This window comes from Helicobacter pylori Shi112 (assembly GCF_000277405.1).
In the GTDB taxonomy this organism is placed as follows: domain Bacteria; phylum Campylobacterota; class Campylobacteria; order Campylobacterales; family Helicobacteraceae; genus Helicobacter; species Helicobacter pylori_C.
In genome coordinates, this window is the sequence record NC_017741.1 from 1,405,232 (window position 1) to 1,421,522 (window position 16,291).

11 protein-coding genes and 1 pseudogene are annotated in these 16,291 nt (G+C 34.9%); 5 read left to right on the forward strand and 7 right to left on the reverse strand.

The window, feature by feature from the left end:
• Positions 1 to 5 precede the first annotated feature (5 nt).
• Both lon and HPSH112_RS06840 read left to right on the forward strand, forming a co-directional pair.
• A complete protein-coding gene (gene lon, locus HPSH112_RS06835) occupies positions 6 to 2,474 on the forward strand; it encodes an endopeptidase La (protein WP_000133736.1) in 2,469 nt (822 codons plus the stop codon).
• A gap of 8 nt (positions 2,475 to 2,482) precedes the next feature.
• Positions 2,483 to 3,310: a prephenate dehydrogenase gene (locus tag HPSH112_RS06840; RefSeq protein WP_000643532.1), complete on the forward strand. Its 828-nt coding sequence runs from the start codon at positions 2,483 to 2,485 to the stop codon at positions 3,308 to 3,310.
• A gap of 274 nt (positions 3,311 to 3,584) precedes the next feature.
• On the opposite strand, the gene HPSH112_RS06845 is transcribed toward HPSH112_RS06840, so the two are convergent.
• Together HPSH112_RS06845 and HPSH112_RS08105 are read right to left on the reverse strand one after the other, a co-directional pair.
• On the reverse strand, positions 3,585 to 4,433 hold the full coding sequence (locus HPSH112_RS06845; protein ID WP_000846884.1) for a DNA/RNA non-specific endonuclease: 849 nt from the start codon (positions 4,431 to 4,433) through the stop codon (positions 3,585 to 3,587).
• 124 nt (positions 4,434 to 4,557) lie between these two features.
• Complete coding sequence (locus HPSH112_RS08105; RefSeq protein ID WP_195727942.1) at positions 4,558 to 5,568, reverse strand: DNA methyltransferase; 1,011 nt, start codon at positions 5,566 to 5,568, stop codon at positions 4,558 to 4,560.
• A 205-nt stretch (positions 5,569 to 5,773) separates the two neighbouring features.
• Here HPSH112_RS08105 and HPSH112_RS06855 point away from each other — a divergent pair, with 205 nt between their 5' ends.
• From HPSH112_RS06855 to HPSH112_RS06865, 3 genes are all read left to right on the forward strand, one after another.
• Positions 5,774 to 6,622, forward strand: coding sequence for a biotin synthase (locus HPSH112_RS06855; protein ID WP_001155622.1), 849 nt, complete (start codon positions 5,774 to 5,776; stop codon positions 6,620 to 6,622).
• The gene (locus tag HPSH112_RS06860) at positions 6,622 to 7,500 is read left to right on the forward strand and encodes a YihY/virulence factor BrkB family protein (protein WP_001208641.1); all 879 of its coding nucleotides are present in this window, start codon (positions 6,622 to 6,624) and stop codon (positions 7,498 to 7,500) included. The genes HPSH112_RS06855 and HPSH112_RS06860 overlap by 1 nt, the downstream gene beginning before the upstream one ends.
• A gap of 383 nt (positions 7,501 to 7,883) precedes the next feature.
• Complete coding sequence (locus HPSH112_RS06865; RefSeq protein WP_000749472.1) at positions 7,884 to 8,960, forward strand: tyrosine-type recombinase/integrase; 1,077 nt, start codon at positions 7,884 to 7,886, stop codon at positions 8,958 to 8,960.
• Positions 8,961 to 9,024: 64 nt separating this feature from the next.
• Here the strand turns inward: HPSH112_RS06865 and HPSH112_RS06870 are convergent, their stop codons facing one another.
• The 5 genes and pseudogenes from HPSH112_RS06870 to HPSH112_RS06890 form a co-directional block, all read right to left on the reverse strand.
• Positions 9,025 to 10,227, reverse strand: a complete 1,203-nt coding sequence (locus tag HPSH112_RS06870) for a hypothetical protein (RefSeq protein ID WP_001146617.1) — start codon at positions 10,225 to 10,227, stop codon at positions 9,025 to 9,027.
• Positions 10,227 to 11,614: pseudogene (locus HPSH112_RS06875) on the reverse strand (hypothetical protein). Before HPSH112_RS06875 ends, HPSH112_RS06870 begins: the two are co-directional and overlap by 1 nt.
• A gap of 3 nt (positions 11,615 to 11,617) precedes the next feature.
• Positions 11,618 to 13,810, reverse strand: coding sequence for a hypothetical protein (locus tag HPSH112_RS06880; protein ID WP_000860797.1), 2,193 nt, complete (start codon positions 13,808 to 13,810; stop codon positions 11,618 to 11,620).
• A 43-nt stretch (positions 13,811 to 13,853) separates the two neighbouring features.
• Positions 13,854 to 15,122 (reverse strand): hypothetical protein, encoded by a 1,269-nt coding sequence (locus HPSH112_RS06885; protein WP_000923286.1) that lies wholly within the window; start codon positions 15,120 to 15,122, stop codon positions 13,854 to 13,856.
• Positions 15,123 to 16,160: a hypothetical protein gene (locus HPSH112_RS06890; RefSeq protein WP_001075336.1), complete on the reverse strand. Its 1,038-nt coding sequence runs from the start codon at positions 16,158 to 16,160 to the stop codon at positions 15,123 to 15,125.
• Positions 16,161 to 16,291: the final 131 nt, after the last annotated feature.

The window sequence follows — 16,291 nt, forward strand, 5'->3', positions numbered from 1 at the left end:
GAAAAATGACTGAAGATTTTCCTAAAATTCTGCCTTTATTGGTGGAAGAAGACACCTTTTTATACCCCTTTATGATAGCCCCTATTTTTTTGCAAAATAATGCGAGCATTAAGGCGTTAGCTTACGCTAAAACCAATAAATCATTAGTCTTTATTGCATGCCAAAAAGACAAATTGAATGACAATGAAGCCCCTTATTATGATGTGGGGGTGATTGGATCTGTTATGCGTGAAGCCAACATGCCTAATGGGCGCGTGAAATTGCTCTTTAATGGCATCGCTAAGGGGCGTATTTTAGAGCCTGTCAAAGAAAACGAGCAAGGCTTTTTAGAAGCTCAAATAATCCCTATTGAATATTTAGAATACGATAAAGAAAACATTCAAGCTATCATAGAAGTGTTAAAAGAAAAAGTGATCACTCTAGCCAATGTCAGCTCACTCTTTCCTCCGGATTTGATCAAGGCTTTAGAAGACAATGACGATCCTAACCGCATCGCTGATTTAATCGCAGCGGCCTTGCGTTTGAAAAAAGATCAGGCGTATTCTCTTTTTGCCAGCGACAACACCGAGCAGCGCTTGTTGGATTTGATTGATATTGTGATAGAAGAGACTAAAACCCAAAAGCTCCAAAAAGAAATCAAATCCAAAGTCCATCAAAAAATGGAGCAAACCAATAAGGAATTTTTCTTAAAAGAGCAGCTCAAACAGATCCAAAAAGAGCTTGGCACAGACAAACAGCGAGATGAAGATTTAAACCAATACTACCAAAAACTAGAGAGCGTCAAGCCTTTTTTAAAAGAAGAAGCGTTTAAGGAGATTAAAAAGCAAATTGACCGGCTAAGCCGAACCCATGCGGACAGCTCTGATAGCGCGACTTTGCAAAATTATATTGAAACCATGTTAGATGTGCCTTTTGGGCAATACGGGAAAAAAGCGCTTGACATTAAGCGAGTGAGAGAGCAACTAGACAAGGATCATTATTCCTTAAAAAGGCCTAAAGAGCGTATTGTAGAATACTTTGCGACCATGCAGCTTTTAGAAATGCGCCACAAGAAAAAGCAAGAAAAAAAAGACAAAGCTAAAGGCACGATTTTATGCTTTTATGGGCCTCCTGGCGTGGGTAAAACGAGTTTGGCTAATTCCATTGCTAAAGCGATAGAGCGCCCTTTAGTTCGGATCGCTTTGGGGGGATTAGAAGATGTGAATGAATTGAGAGGGCACAGACGCACTTATATAGGCTCAATGCCCGGGCGCATTGTCCAAGGGCTTATTGAAGCCAAAAAGATGAATCCGGTCATGGTTTTAGATGAAATTGATAAGGTGGATAGGAGCGTTAGGGGTGATCCAGCGAGTGCTCTATTAGAGATCTTAGACCCTGAGCAAAATATCGCTTTTAGGGATCATTATGCGAATTTTAGCATTGATTTGTCGCAAGTGATTTTTATCGCTACCGCTAACAATATTGACAGGATCCCAGCCCCTTTAAGAGACAGAATGGAATTTATCAGCGTGTCCAGCTACACGCCTAATGAAAAAGAAGAAATCGCTAAAAACTACCTCATCCCCCAAGAATTAGAAAAGCACGCCTTAAAGCCTAGCGAAGTGAATATTAGCCATGAGTGTTTGAAACTCATTATTGAAAAATACACCAGAGAAGCGGGCGTTAGGGATTTACGAAGACAGATCGCAACGATTATGCGTAAAGCGGCTTTAAAATACCTAGAAGATAGCCCGCATAAAAAAGGGCGAACCAAAAAGAGCGAAGATAGAAAAAGCGAAAATGAAGATTTCTGCGTCTCTGTCACGCCTAACAACCTTAAAGAGTATTTAGAACGCATGGTGTTTGAAATTGACCCCATAGATGAAGAAAATAAAATCGGTATCGTCAATGGTTTGGCATGGACTCCAGTAGGCGGCGATGTGCTTAAAATTGAAGCGCTTAAGATTAGAGGCAAGGGGGAATTGAAGCTCACCGGGAGCTTAGGCGATGTGATGAAGGAATCCGCCATTATCGCTTTTTCTGTTGTCAAAGCCTTATTGGATAACGAAACCTTAAAAGCGCCTAAAATCCCTAGCGAAACCCCTAAAGATGCAGAGGGTAAGAAAAAGAAAAAAGCGCTGAAAGTTTATAACGCTTATGATTTGCACTTGCATGTCCCTGAAGGGGCTACGCCTAAAGACGGCCCGAGCGCTGGGATCGCTATGGCGAGCGTGATGGCGAGCATTTTGTGCGATAGGGCTACAAGAAGCAAGGTGGCAATGACGGGCGAATTGACTTTGAGCGGGGAAGTTTTACCCATAGGGGGGTTGAAAGAAAAATTGATCGCTGCTTTTAAAGCCGGCATTAAAACCGCTCTCATTCCTGTCAAAAATTACGAAAGGGATTTAGATGAAATCCCTGCTGAAGTGCGAGAGAATTTAAACATCGTTGCGGTGAAAAACATCGCTGAAGTGTTAGAAAAAACTTTGCTTTAAAATTTGGCATGAAAGCAGGCATTATTGGTTTAGGGCTTATGGGGGGGAGTTTGGGGCTGGCCTTGCAAGAATGGGGGCGTTTTAAAAGCGTTACAGGCTATGATCATAACGCTTTGCATGCTAAATTAGCCTTGACTTTGGGGCTTGTAGATGAATGCGTGGAATTTGAAAAGATTTTAGAATGCGATGTGATTTTTTTGGCCATTCCGGTTGAGGGCATCATTGCATGTTTGAAAAAAATGACTCCCGTTAAAAAAAGCGCAACGATTATTGATTTAGGCGGTGCTAAAGCGCAAATCATTCACAATATCCCTAAAAGCATTCGTAAGAATTTCATCGCCGCACACCCCATGTGCGGGACAGAGTTTTATGGCCCTAAAGCGAGCGTTAAGGGGCTGTATGAAAACGCTCTTGTGATATTGTGCGATTTAGAAGATTCAGGGACTGAGCAAGTAGAGATCGCTAAAGAAATCTTTTTAGGCATTAAAGCGCGCTTGATTAAAATGAAATCCAATGAACATGACACTCATGTGGCTTATATCAGCCATTTACCCCATGTTTTGAGCTACGCTCTAGCTAATAGCGTTTTAAAGCAAAATGACCCAGAGATGATTCTATCCTTAGCGGGTGGGGGTTTTAGGGATATGAGCCGTTTGTCTAAAAGCTCGCCTTTAATGTGGAAGGATATTTTCAAACAAAACCGAGACAATGTCTTAGAAGCGATTAAAAAATGCGAAAAAGAAATCGCGCAAGCTAAGGCTTGGATAGAAAATAACGATTATGAAAGCCTTGCAGAATGGATGGCGCAAGCGAACAAACTCCAGGAGTTCATGTAAAGTAAAATGATGCAGAATAATTTAAAATTTACATACCGTTGTTTTTAGAGTTGCTAGAAACAGAATGGAGTGTTTTTAGATTGTCCTTATAGGCTGTTTCATGTGGATTGCATGTGGATAGCATGGATTGATCTACAACTATAAGAGATTATCTTAAATTCAGATCTTATGAAACGCTTCCAACAAAAAACAAATTTTAGCCGTTTAGGGATTTGATTCCTTAAACCTTTTTATCAAAAATACCGGTGTTTTTACAGGCATTTTAAGGGCGGTTTTAATACTTCTTAGCGTTGTTAAGATACTTAGACAATTCCTTCAACTCAGCGTTTTTATCGTTCTTAAAAACCACTTGCTTTTCAACCCGCTCATATTCTTTACAATCTCTTCTCATTTCTTGTAAGGGATATTTTTGGTTGTCATTAGGGATGTAGAAACATTCGCTTTTAGCGTTTTCATAGCTATCGGTTAGGCTTATATCATAGTGGTACCAAAATCCGCTAGGGATAGCGATATTTTTAGAGCTAAAAGTCCTATAACCCTGTTTGATGATGGTGAGTTCTTCTACTAAAACTTGATGGTATTTCCTAGCCAAATTACGGCCCTCTTTTTCTACTAATAAAACAGAATGCCTGTTGGTGTTTTTGGCTTCAGGGGTGATATTAGTCATTCTGTAAGTCTCTCTTAAAGGGTTAGACGCAAAATCAAAAGAAGCGTCATTCGCCACAAAATGCCCCCTATCAAAACCGCTTCTTGTGTAATCTTGTGTCGTGGCTTGTTGGTATTTGGCTAATCGTGTGTCCGTTTTAAACTCATAGCGTTTTTCAATATTATTTTTATCCACTAAATCCCCAAACAACACGCTCACGCCATAAATAGGGTTTTTTAGCTCGCTAGAATAACACACCGAATAAAAGTTATTTTTTAAGACTTTACAATCAATGTTAGTGAGAATGCCATTAGCATAGGTCTTAGTGGGGTTAGCGCTATTTACTTGATCCTTGATTTCATTAAGCTTTTTAGTGGTGTAGCTGTTAATAGCCTTAGTGAAATTATCCAGCATGTCCGCTTGGAGCCAACTCATAGCAATCAGGCTAAAACAGAGCAAGTTTTTAAAGGTTTTCATGTTTTGCTCCTTTTTGATTGGCTTGAATGCTACAACAATATTTTTAATCGTTTGTTTTTACCCACTAAATAGCCTAGCGCCTAGCGTTTTGATATGTTAAACGGCGTGCATTGAATGATCAAACTTAAGAATAAAAAATTTCATTGTATTTTTTAGTGATCCCATCTATCCCCCATGCGTCTTCGTCAATATCGCCCAAGTTTAAATAGTCTTCGTTAGAGTCTAAAAGCGTGCAACAAATCCTTTTTTGCTCGTTTAAATCTAAATTTTGGAACTCTTCGCTATGGATTTCACCAATCTTGCAATCGGCGCGTTTTAAAAAACGCTCGCTAAGATCGTTAAAGATTTTTAAGCATTCGCTCTTGCTTTTAGCGTTAAGGATTTGTTTTTTAACTTCTAAATTCACTTCTTTCAATTCAGCATAGACAAAACTCCCGCCCCCTTTAAAATCGCATTTTTTAGAAATGCCCCCTTGCTCGCCCCCTATGACTTTTTTTAACCTTTCTTTAGTGATCGTTTCTATATAGTCCATTTGCTCGATGCCAATGTAGCGGCGTTTCATTTTGTGCGCCACCGCGCAAGTCGTCCCGCTCCCGGCAAAAAAGTCTAACACGAGGTCGTTTTCTTGGGTAGAAACCTCTAAAATTCTTGAAATTAGGGCTTCGGGTTTTTGACCTTTAAAATTTTCATCATCAATTGCTATAGTTTCATCAACTCTTGAAACTGAACTATCAATAGCAATTGAATTTAATTTATCCCACTTATTACTATTCCATGTATCTTCTAATGGATATTTTTCACCTCTATTTTCATGATTTATAAAAGTTAAAAAATCATCTACTTTTTCTTGCGGAAAAGAAAATTTTTTAAAAGCATTTTGCACTTCATTTAAGGTTTTACCGCTACCGGTTGCCATTTCAAACATGAAATGCTTTTGAAAGGGGTTGGATTGTCGTTTTTCTAAATAATTATTTATCGCTTGTTTTTGATAATTTCTAAGCTCGTTTTTTAAGTTGCTTGTGATGTGAGTGGGTAGCTCTATTTCTCCATTATTGGACGCGTTATTGGGCGTGCGATCTTTGATTACTGATTGGGGGGGGGGGGGGGGGTAACCTTGAGTGAATAAATCTTGCATAAAATCCCTTAATGAAAAAGTGAGAAAATTATAGCGTAAAGTTTTGAGATTGACTTTAGAAGCGCTAACGAACAATTGAATTAAAATCAAATAAAGTTTTAGTTTTAATATTTAATGGAATAAAACCCTTAAAATCAAAAGCGCTTCTTTTTCTTTGCTATAATCAGTCTAAAAAAACCAACTTTTTTAAAACAAGGGAATGATGATGCAAGAGATTTTTTTATGTTCTATTTCCAATGTGCGCAGTGGGGATTGCAAAGAAGATTGCGCTTATTGCACGCAAAGCTCACACCACCAAGGAGCGATTAAGCGCTATAAATTCAAAGATGAAAAAGTGGTTTTACAAGAGGCTAGAGCGTTAAGGGAATTAGGGGCTTTAGGGTTTTGTCTGGTTACTTCAGGGCGCGAATTAGACGATGAAAAATGCGAATATATCGCCAAATTGGCTAAAGCCATCAATCAAGAAGAATTGGGCTTGCATTTAATCGCATGCTGCGGGCGCGCGGATTTGGAGCAATTAGAGTTTTTAAGAGATGCGGGCATTCATAGCTACAACCATAATTTAGAGACTTCGCAAAATTTCTTCCCTAAAATTTGCTCCACGCACACATGGGAAGAAAGGTTTATCACATGCGAAAACGCTTTAAGGGCGGGGTTAGGCTTGTGCAGTGGGGGGATTTTTGGGCTTAATGAGAGCTGGGAAGACAGGATTGAAATGCTTAGGGCGTTAGCTTCGCTCTCCCCGCACACCACACCCATTAATTTTTTCATTAAAAACCCGGTATTGCCCATTGATGCAGAGACTTTAAGCGCGGATGAAGCCCTAGAATGCGTGCTTTTGGCTAAAGAGTTTTTGCCTAACGCTAGGCTTATGGTGGCTGGGGGGCGTGAAGTGGTGTTTAAAGATAACGATAAAAAGGAAGCCAAGCTTTTTGAATACGGCATCAATGCGGTGGTTTTAGGGGATTATTTAACCACCAAAGGCAAAGCCCCTAAAAAAGATATAGAAAAACTGCTCTCTTATGGCTTGACAATGGCGACAAGCTGTCATTAATGAGAGAACTTTTTAAAAGCGTTAGAGGGTTTTTGCGCCTTCTTAGAATGATTTTCCCCGAGCGTTTGAAAAACGCCTTTTTGGGTTTGAGCGAATTGTTTTACTACGCTTCCAGCTTGAGTTTTTATACGATTTTGTCTTTATCGCCTATTTTGTTGTTTGTGTTTAGTCTTTTTGTGTCCAATTACATGCAAGCGCACAGCGGTGAAATGGAAGCCTTGATTTTCCCCAACGCTCCTAAACTCATTGGCGCGATTAAGGATTTTTTAGAAAACTTTAAAAAAACAGACATGACCTTAGGCACGCTTGAAGAGGTGTCTATTTTAGTGGCGTTGGTGCTTTTTTGTGAAAACTACCGCTCCATCGCGTCAAAGATTTTTCAAGCAAAGCCCAGAGATTATGCGCATTTTAAGGGTAAAGAAATCTTTTTATTTTGGGGTTTTGGCACGACTTTAGTGTTTCTATTCGCTCTGCCTTTGGTGGTGTTTTTTGACATTAAGATCCAAGTGTTTTTTGAAGATAAAAATTCAAGTTTGTTGCATGTTTTAAGATGGATAGGCACTTACGCGTTTTTTTTGATCCTTTTTACCATTCCTACAAATAAGGTGTTTAAACATTATTTTTGGGTGTTTTTATGGGTGTTTTTTACGAGCGTTTCTTGGCATGTGCTGAAATGGGCCTTCACTTATTATGTGTTGTATAACCGCACTTACCATGAGCTTTATGGGAGCGTTTCTATTTTGTGGTTTTTGATGAGCTGGGTGTATGTGAGCTGGCTTGTGATTTTAATTGGCATGTATGGGTGCAAGGTGTGCGACACATTCGATCCTAAAGAAGTGTTTAAGAAATTTTTAGGCTTTTTTAAAAAAGAAACTTGATGAAAAAAGTTTTCTTTTAGATCGGTTCTAAAAATCCAAAAACACAAAAACCATTCAAACACAACCCCCCCAACTAAAAAGTTAAAAACAAAAAGAATGTAATTATTCAGTTAGCTCTAAGCTTCTTAATTTTCTAATTCTAACTTTCTAAAAACTATCTTTGTATTCTACCATAAATTTTTAAAAATTTGTTTTTTTTTGTAAATCGGAAATTTTTTTCTTTATAATTTTATTATAATAGGGGAGAGAGAAATATATATAATTACAATTATTATATATATCTTTTTATTCTTTTTTTTATAAATAAGCTCCCTGTTTTTGATTTTTTATAAATTACATTCTTTTTGATTTCTATTGAAAAATTTAATATTAAGAGGACTTTTATGAAAAAATCAAATGACAATAACGCACTCGCCAGAAGTCAAAGGGAGTTGTTTGTAGGGATTAGGGATTTTATTGTTTTTAAATTTAAGCGTATGGTTGTTTTTAACGGAGTAAGGGATTTTACAAAAATGAGATTTTTGTCCATAGAATTAGAAAAATGCGAAAATATTAAAGATTTGGAAAAATTATGTCATACAATTTATAATCAAGGCACAAAGCATATTTTGATGATGCGTGTATTGTTTTTATTCTTTGACTATTTTTGCAAGAATTTGAAAGTTAAGCGATTGAGACTAATCAATGAAGAAATGCTTGTGAATTTTTTATTTGAGTTAGCTAAACAAAGAAAGATTAATTCAATGGCAAAATATGTAATGTATATTAGGCAATTTTTTGATTACTTGGATAGGACTAAACATTATGAATTTTATTTTAGTCTTAAAAATATAGCCTTTGCTAAACACAAGGATAATTTGCCTAAACATCTAAATTCAAAAGATTTAAAATCTTTTGTATATACTCTTATAAACTATAGAACTAGAAGCAGTTATGAAAAGAGAAATAAGTGTATTTTACTCTTAATTATTTTGGGTGGTTTGAGAAAATCTGAGGTTTTTAATTTAGAATTGAGAAATATTGTTTTAGAGAAAGAGCATTATATCTTGCTTATAAAAGGCAAAAACAATAAAGAGCGAAAAGCGTTCATTAAACGAGAAATGCTAGAAAAATCTTTAGATGAGTGGTTGGGTGATAGCAAACGATTGAGTAGTTTTAATGGGCGTTTTGTATTTAAGAAGTCTTTGTCTAACTATACTCAAAAGTATTGTTCAATCAGTAATTTTGTGTTAAAGATTTTTATGTTGAGTGGTATTGAAAATTTTAAACAATATGGCACAGGATTGCACCTATTTAGGCATAGTTTTGCCACTTTAGTCTATGCTAAGAGTAGGGATATTGTTTTGACTTCAAGAGCATTGGGGCATCAGTCCTTAAGCTCCACAAAAATCTACATTCACACCGCACAAGAATATAATAAACAAGTAGCAAGCATTTTTGATAATTTGTTGAGTGGGTGAAAGATGGTTAATTTCCTCATTCAAAAATTCTTTAAAAGGTTGTTTTTTGATGTTTTTTTGCAGTTTATCTCGTTGCTTTAGAACCAACATTAACAAAACCAACCGAAGTTCTTATGTTTTCAGGCTGAGAGGCTCTGTTTTTAATGTTATTTACAGCATTGCCTATTACACCTCCTGTTTCCACAAAAAAATTGCCAGTTCCCACAGAAGCGCCTTTAACGCCACCGCTTACTGCACTACCTACATTACTAGCAAAGCTTAAAAAACTTTGCGACCCAGCTTTTAAGAAGTTAGCTAAATCAACCGAGCCACCTTGTGTTCCAAAAATGGTATTGATAATATTTGGAATATTGCTAATTAAAGCTGAAGTAATCGCTGAAATGATAATAATGCCGATAGTTTCTATGATATTTTGAGTAGGGTTAAATAATTCTAACCCAATGGAGTTTAGCATGGCAAATAAAAATACAAGAGGTGCATAAAAGGTTAGAGAAAAGACTTTTTTAATGTAAGAAAAGAAAAATCCTTGAGTTTGTTTAAAAAATAAACAAGGCGTCATAAAAATAAAGCATAGTAAATAAAAAGTTTTTTCTATAAAAATAATACAAATAAGATAAATTGTTTTAAATATAAGTAAGATTTGAAAAAACACAATAGCCACAAAAGATAGAGACTGCATAATGAAAACAAATGGTTTGCTAAAACCTACATTATTTTCTTTAAAGCTTTCATAAAAAGCAAAAAGTTGCTTGGTTTGATTTTTTATGATTCCTTGTATATTACCATTAAAACTTATAAAACTTTGATTTGGTTTATTTTGGGATTGATTTGATTGTTGTTGAGCTTTTTTGTAAAAAGTTTTTGTTGTTTCTTCAATAGCGTTATTAAGAATGATTGCAGGCGTTTCTACAAAAAACTCTACATATGAATGGAATTTTTTAGGACTATTCAAAGCAAAGTGCATTAAGGATAGAAGAGCAAGAAAAAAAGCAAATTGCGTGAAAGTTTTTATTTCAAAAAATTCATTATTTTTGTATTTTTTTACAGAATATGCAAAAATAAGTATTGTTCCTATAGAAACCATAGCAGGTGCGATTGTTTTTGCAATATTGTTGTATTTATCTTTAAATTCATTGGTGAAATTTTGAAATACGCCTATAATACTACTATAAAGCCCATCAGTAGCCACATTGAGATTATCAGCTGGTATGAAATAAGAAATAATACCAATAGCAAGAGAAATACCACCCCAAACCAAATAAGGCATTATTCATCCCATCCTTGTGTAATATTGTTTTTCATTTGTTCAAACTTTTCTGTTGCTATATTCCCACCTTGTGTCATCATAAAAGATTTTTCAACATCAGGCAATTGTGAAGTGGGTAGTCCAAATTTATTTAAATTTGCTTTAAAAGCTTGACTTGTCTTTTTATTTATTTCTAAAAACTCTTTTTTAGTGCTTTCAGGAGGATTTAAAAGTGATGGCATAATGATATTTTGTTGTTTATAATAAGTGTCCGAATAGGCACTTGCCATAAGAGACAGGGTTTGATTTATAAAGTTTAGGTTATTAGCAATATTGAGTAAAATTTGCGTGTTTAACATTTCAAATTTTTGTTTAAAGTCTGCATAGACTTTTGCTTTAGTTTCTTGATTTGTTGCTCCTTTAAGCCTTTCTATATACGAACTGTTGTCTTTCTCAAAAGTGTTTATCAGTCGTTCAATTTCAAGTATATTACTAAAACAATAATCCTTACCATCAATATTTTGTTTAGAGCAATATCCTTCTTTTGCATAAATAGGATTTTTAACGGAAAGCTCTTGTGTGAAACTTGCACCCCTGTTCTGTAAAGATGAAAAAAGTTTAAATGTTCTAGCTTGAGCTTCTTTGAATATTTCTAAATCAATTTGTTTTGACTGAGATAAAAAATCTCCATAGCACTGAAAATTTTTTGATATTAGACAAGTTTGTGCTTGAGCTAGGTATTGTTGCTTTTTTATCTCTAAAAATTCTCGCTCTTTTGTTTTGCAAATAAAGTCTGCTAAAACCCTACCACTTAAACTTGTTGTTATATCTTGAGTGGTTGTAATTTGTGTATTTCCAAGCGCATTAGCTAAATTTTCTAAAACTTGTCTAGCGGCACTCTTTTCTTTTCCCTTATCGGAGAAAAAAATCTCTTTTGTTTTTGGGTTAATTTTATTCATATCTAATTCAGGGCATTTGTTAGCAATATTTCGTAATAAAAATTTTTCGGCTAGATTGTAGTTTTTAGCGCTTTCTTGTAGAGCGAGAGCGTTTAATTTTATATTCTTTTGGCAATTTGAGTTGCATTTTCTACTAAACCCATAGGGTTAGGGATATTTAAAATAGAACCATTCATAAACTGATTGGTTTTCAGTAAAATATCATTCACTTTATTTAGTTGGTTAATGGTTGATTGAGCTTTTTCTATCATATCTTGGTATTTTTTGATTTGGTCAGTCCAGTGATTGACCTGTTGAACAAAGCGAGACTTGTCTATGGCGTCTTTTGCTTGTTGCCAGATATTCTGCGTAGGGTTATCCACAATCATAGCCACAGCGTTCAGGTGATTTAAAGCAATCGCCAACAACAGAATAAGGGATTTTTTTAAAAAAGTCTTTAACGCTTTCATGCCTTATCCTTGAAAAGGTCTATAAATCAGTCTTTGAGTGCAAGAAATTTTATTATCATGCCAATAATACCAATTCTTACCAATTTTTGTGCTTTCACTCCAAATGTTATATTGAGAGCAAAAGCCTTCACTTTGATTGAGATAGTAATTAGTCCAATCAATATAGCCTTGCGATTGTTTAAGATCGTTATCCTTATAATAGCCTTGATGGATTTCTACATACTTCAAATAATCATTACCCAATTTCAATTCGTTTTTCAAAATGTTTTGAGTCCTGTTGATGGTGGTTTGAGTGGTGATAAGATTATAGGTTGTGGGGCTTTCATTATCTTGGGCTGGGCGTAAATAAGGTTGAGTGGTTTGAGTGGTAGTGGTTTTATAAGTGGCGCTCCAATCGGTGATACTAGGATTAGTATGGAAATATTGCGGTTGGCAACGATTGACTCCATAAGGTTTTTGGCATTGTTCCCTCTCACCATAATTTTTTCTTTCTATCTTAAAATAATGGCTTGTAGTCGTATCGCTTAAGACTTTAGAGCTGGACACACCCATCACATAAGGACTAACAACCGCACCACTTTTAATCCCTGCTTCAAAATTACAAGGCGTAACTTCTACCCATTCGCCATTAAGCTTGTTATAGCTTTTTAACATTGTAGGTCTTTTGGCTTCTAATTTAGCGTCATTGTATTCCCATTGACCGCATGCAAATTCTTGATATTGTGAGCTTAATTGGGTAGCAATCCCACGATTTAAAATCTGCTGTTTGTTAGGATTGTTTGGATCATTGTAATATTGATCCACGATGGGCGTTAAGGTTTGTGTTTTATCATTTTTTTCATACCTAACAATCCTGTCTTGCACTCTTGCATAATCGCTGCAAGGCACAGCGACATGGATTAGATTATCCATCCCACGAAACACGATTTCAGTTTGGAATGTCTGAGTTTTCCCCATACCATAACCTTTATCGCTCGTGGTTTGTAAGGCGCATTTGCTGTCATCTTTGTAAAGTTGCATGGCGTATTGAGCGCCTTGTAAATCCACACAACCACCGATATTTTGCGTTTTGTTTTCCCTATCTACATAGTAGTATTGCGTTTGCTTGATAGCCTTACCGGCTTCAAAATCGTATCTATAAGTGCATTTAGTGTCATCTCTTAAAGCGTTCATAGAAATACAAGAACCATCTTTAGCGATAACATCTAGTTTCATCGTGTTGTTAGGGCTCAATTCAGGCACTTTACAATACTGGCTGGAGTAATTGTTTTCTTGCGAGTTAGGATTAATGGTGCTATTAGAACTACTGCCATTAGTTGGGCTAGTGGTGTTAGTAGGATTATTGGAATTGTTTGTGTCTCCATTACCAAAAGGAATAGGGAAAAGCCCCCCATTCCCTAACCCCCCACCACTTGAACTACCATTATTAAAATTGTCATACCCTCCTGTGTTATTGTTAGTAGAGCCATGATTAGTGAAATTATTCTCATACCCCCCTACAGAACCACCGCTTGAAGAACTAGAGCCATTCACTCCATCCACACCTAACACGCCATCTGTATCAATACCACTGCCCACTGCATTATGATTTGAATTATTTCCATTTGCACCATTACTCCCACTGCTCCCATTTATCCCATCGTTGCCATTTATCCCATAGCCATTACTCCCATTTGCACCATCTTTACCATTGATAGCGTTATCATTGGGGCTGTTAGGGTTGTTGCTAAAAGGCGTGTTAACATACATAGGGTCATTGGTAGCGTTCGTTTGAGCGATATTTTCTAGCTTTTGGTACTCTTCTTTACTAATACCTAAAATTTTAGCCACTTCTTCAGCATTCTCGCCTTTTAAAACAAGGAGAGTGGATTCTTTAATCTTGGCGTTAGGAGGTATCTTTAAACTGGTTTTAGCAGGGCTAGTCAAAGGAAACGATTGATTGTCTCTTAAAAGACTGGTGATTTCTATATCTATGCTGTTAGTTGCGTTGTTTCTAAAATAAAACCCATGAGCTTCTACTTTAAACACCCTCTTGCCTAACACCACCCTGCTTTCTATCGCTCCATTAGGCAAATTAGCGTCAATTTCTTTAGTGGTGATAATGCTCAAAGCATAAGCTGGACTAAGCAAACCTAATAAAAACGCTCCCAGAATAAAGTAGGAAAATAAAAAATGGTTATATAAATAAGTTTTCATTTGTTTTTTGCTCCTTTATTAGAGCTTTTGTTGGGGTTTATTTTCAAAAACTCATCTCCATAGGTATAGACACGCCATTATTTGCTAAGCTTTGATTATTTTTTAATTCTTTAGACTTTGTTAATGCGTTTTGTATGTTTTGCTTTGATTTATTTTCAAAAGCTTGTAGTTTAGGACTTAATGGCTTCTTCTCAGTGTTATTTTTTACAGATTTTTTACTATTAAAATCAACAGAATGATTACCCTGATTAAAATCAATAGGTTCATCATCTAAAAAAGACAAGTCATTGTTATTCTTTACATTTTTAACCATCTCATTAACATTAGCATTATTTTGAGTTAAATTATTTTGATTTTCGCTATTAAACTTCCAAACACCCAAAACTCTTTTATCCACTTCGTTATTGGCAATAGCGTTTTGTAAGATTTTATGTTGCTCTTCATTGAGTGGGGGAATATGATTTTCTTTTTGATTGTTAAAAATGCCATAAGGAGTTTGATTGGCTTTTGAATTTTGAATATTGTAAGTTATGGCAAGTTTTATGGGGTCATTTTCTTTTAAATTTTTATTATTGATTAGAGCTGTCATTAAAACTTCATTTAAAAATTCTTTGTGCTTTGTCTTCATAGCGCTTGGTTTTTTATTAACCAGCATGGCTAAAACTTGCAATTCTTTGGCACTCATATTGTGTTTAGCGTATTCTAAAAGCTCTTTTTTGAATAATTTATCAGAGTATTTTTTTTGTTTTTCACTAGGTAAATCTTGTTGTGTAACCTTAAAATTTTCTCTTCTGTTATGTAAAAAATTTTTTAAATTTGTTATAGGTATCAAATGAGAGTTTTTAGAATTTTCCCTAATGTTTTCCTTTGTTTCTGTATTTAATTGTTCTTTATTTTGATAATTTTTATCGTCTTGTTTGTTGATAAACTCTTTGATCTCCAAGTTAAGCTTATCGTTTTGTAAATCATCACTTAAATGTTCTAAATCTTTTAAGTCATTTTGTAAAGCACTTTGTAATTCAAAATCAATATTATCTTGTTCTAAAAGTTGCTGTTGCGTTTTATCTGTCGTGATTGTTTGTTGTAACTCTTCAAGCTCTTTAGAATAGATAGATTGTAAAGTTTCAAATTCTGCATAATTAGATGCACGGCTTAAATCATTAGAAAACCTAGTTAAAAAAGTTGTCCATTCTGCATTGCCACCAAATTTATTATAAATTTCTTTCATATCTTTTTTTAGCTGTTTAAAAAAATCACTCCAAGCTTTTGCTTTTTGTTGCTCATTGATGGAAAATAAACTATCAAGTAACATTTAAAACTCCATTGTAGAGTATTGATCTACTTGCTTTTGTGTTTGGTTTTGTTTTTGATTTTCAAAAAAGATTTGTTGGTATTTTTCGTTTTTAATCGTGCAATAGTCATTGATAGTTTCAAACAATTTATCAATATTGTTTTTATAAGCGCTTTTTTGTTCATCACTAAAAGCATTGTTTTTATCTATATCGTTTAAAATCCTATCTTTGACATCTTTTAATACAAGATTAGAAGTGGCTCGTTTTTCCATAGGATAATCTTTATCATGTTCTAGTCTTATCATGGCGTTTGTAGATTTTTCAAAATGAGCGTTATTAAGGGGTTTTAGGTTTTCAATGAAATTATCCATTTGTTGTTCGCTTAAATATTTAGAAAACGCTTCTAAATTATATAACTTTTCAATTTTTACATAAGGTTCGCATTTTTCTTGCACCCTTTCAAAATAAGTCTCACCCATTGAGTTAGTTTTTTCTTGAGTTTCATACAAGGGGATTTTTTCGCCCTTAGCATTTAGAATGTATTCACCTTGATTGTTTTTTGTATAAATAATCTCGTTGTTTTCATTTCTTAGAATTTTATCTTTTGAGTGTTTAATGAACATAACTTCCACGCAAGGCTCATTGTTTTTAATTTCTCTTAAAGCGTTTCTAAGTTCATTAGCTTTTTGTGGTTCTTCATTGGTAAGCTTCCCTATTTCTAGCTTAATTGCAGCATCACTAAGCCCTATCCATGCACTTGAATTATAGTTATGTATAACCTTTTCTAAATCAAGGTTAAAATCATTTACATTGTTATAAGGAGCGCCTGAGTAAGCGCAAAAATTACGGCTATTTTGAGCTATGCTTTGTCTGTAATTATCTTTACTAATACCCATCTTTTCTAATTTAGCACCACTTTTATAAGGCGCTTCCACTTTATTGCTTGGGTTTGCTATAAATAAGAGATTGTCTGCAACTTTTTTTGTGTAATAAATCTTAGCTCTCTCAAACTCATTTAGTCCCTTGTTTTGTGATACTTGCTCTGTATTTTGGTTCATATAAAACCCCTAAAAATAAAAATTTTTTAAATATAACCATATTTTTAAAAACTAAACAATACGGGTTTTTTAAGATTTTTATTCTAAAAACCCGTATGTTCTAGTTACTGAATTTATGTCCTAATAGTAAA

Excerpts from the sequence above, each read along its gene's own strand:
- HPSH112_RS06855 (WP_001155622.1), top strand. The coding sequence starts at position 5,774 with ATGCAAGAGATTTTTTTATGTTCTATTTCCAATGTGCGCAGTGGGGAT.
- HPSH112_RS06860 (WP_001208641.1), top strand. The coding sequence starts at position 6,622 with ATGAGAGAACTTTTTAAAAGCGTTAGAGGGTTTTTGCGCCTTCTTAGA.
- HPSH112_RS06870 (WP_001146617.1), bottom strand. The coding sequence starts at position 10,227 with ATGCCTTATTTGGTTTGGGGTGGTATTTCTCTTGCTATTGGTATTATT.
- HPSH112_RS06865 (WP_000749472.1), top strand. The coding sequence starts at position 7,884 with ATGAAAAAATCAAATGACAATAACGCACTCGCCAGAAGTCAAAGGGAG.
- HPSH112_RS08105 (WP_195727942.1), bottom strand. The coding sequence starts at position 5,568 with ATGCAAGATTTATTCACTCAAGGTTACCCCCCCCCCCCCCCCCAATCA.
- HPSH112_RS06880 (WP_000860797.1), bottom strand. The coding sequence starts at position 13,810 with ATGAAAACTTATTTATATAACCATTTTTTATTTTCCTACTTTATTCTG.
- HPSH112_RS06845 (WP_000846884.1), bottom strand. The coding sequence starts at position 4,433 with ATGAAAACCTTTAAAAACTTGCTCTGTTTTAGCCTGATTGCTATGAGT.
- HPSH112_RS06890 (WP_001075336.1), bottom strand. The coding sequence starts at position 16,160 with ATGAACCAAAATACAGAGCAAGTATCACAAAACAAGGGACTAAATGAG.
- HPSH112_RS06885 (WP_000923286.1), bottom strand. The coding sequence starts at position 15,122 with ATGTTACTTGATAGTTTATTTTCCATCAATGAGCAACAAAAAGCAAAA.
- HPSH112_RS06840 (WP_000643532.1), top strand. The coding sequence starts at position 2,483 with ATGAAAGCAGGCATTATTGGTTTAGGGCTTATGGGGGGGAGTTTGGGG.
- lon (WP_000133736.1), top strand. The coding sequence starts at position 6 with ATGACTGAAGATTTTCCTAAAATTCTGCCTTTATTGGTGGAAGAAGAC.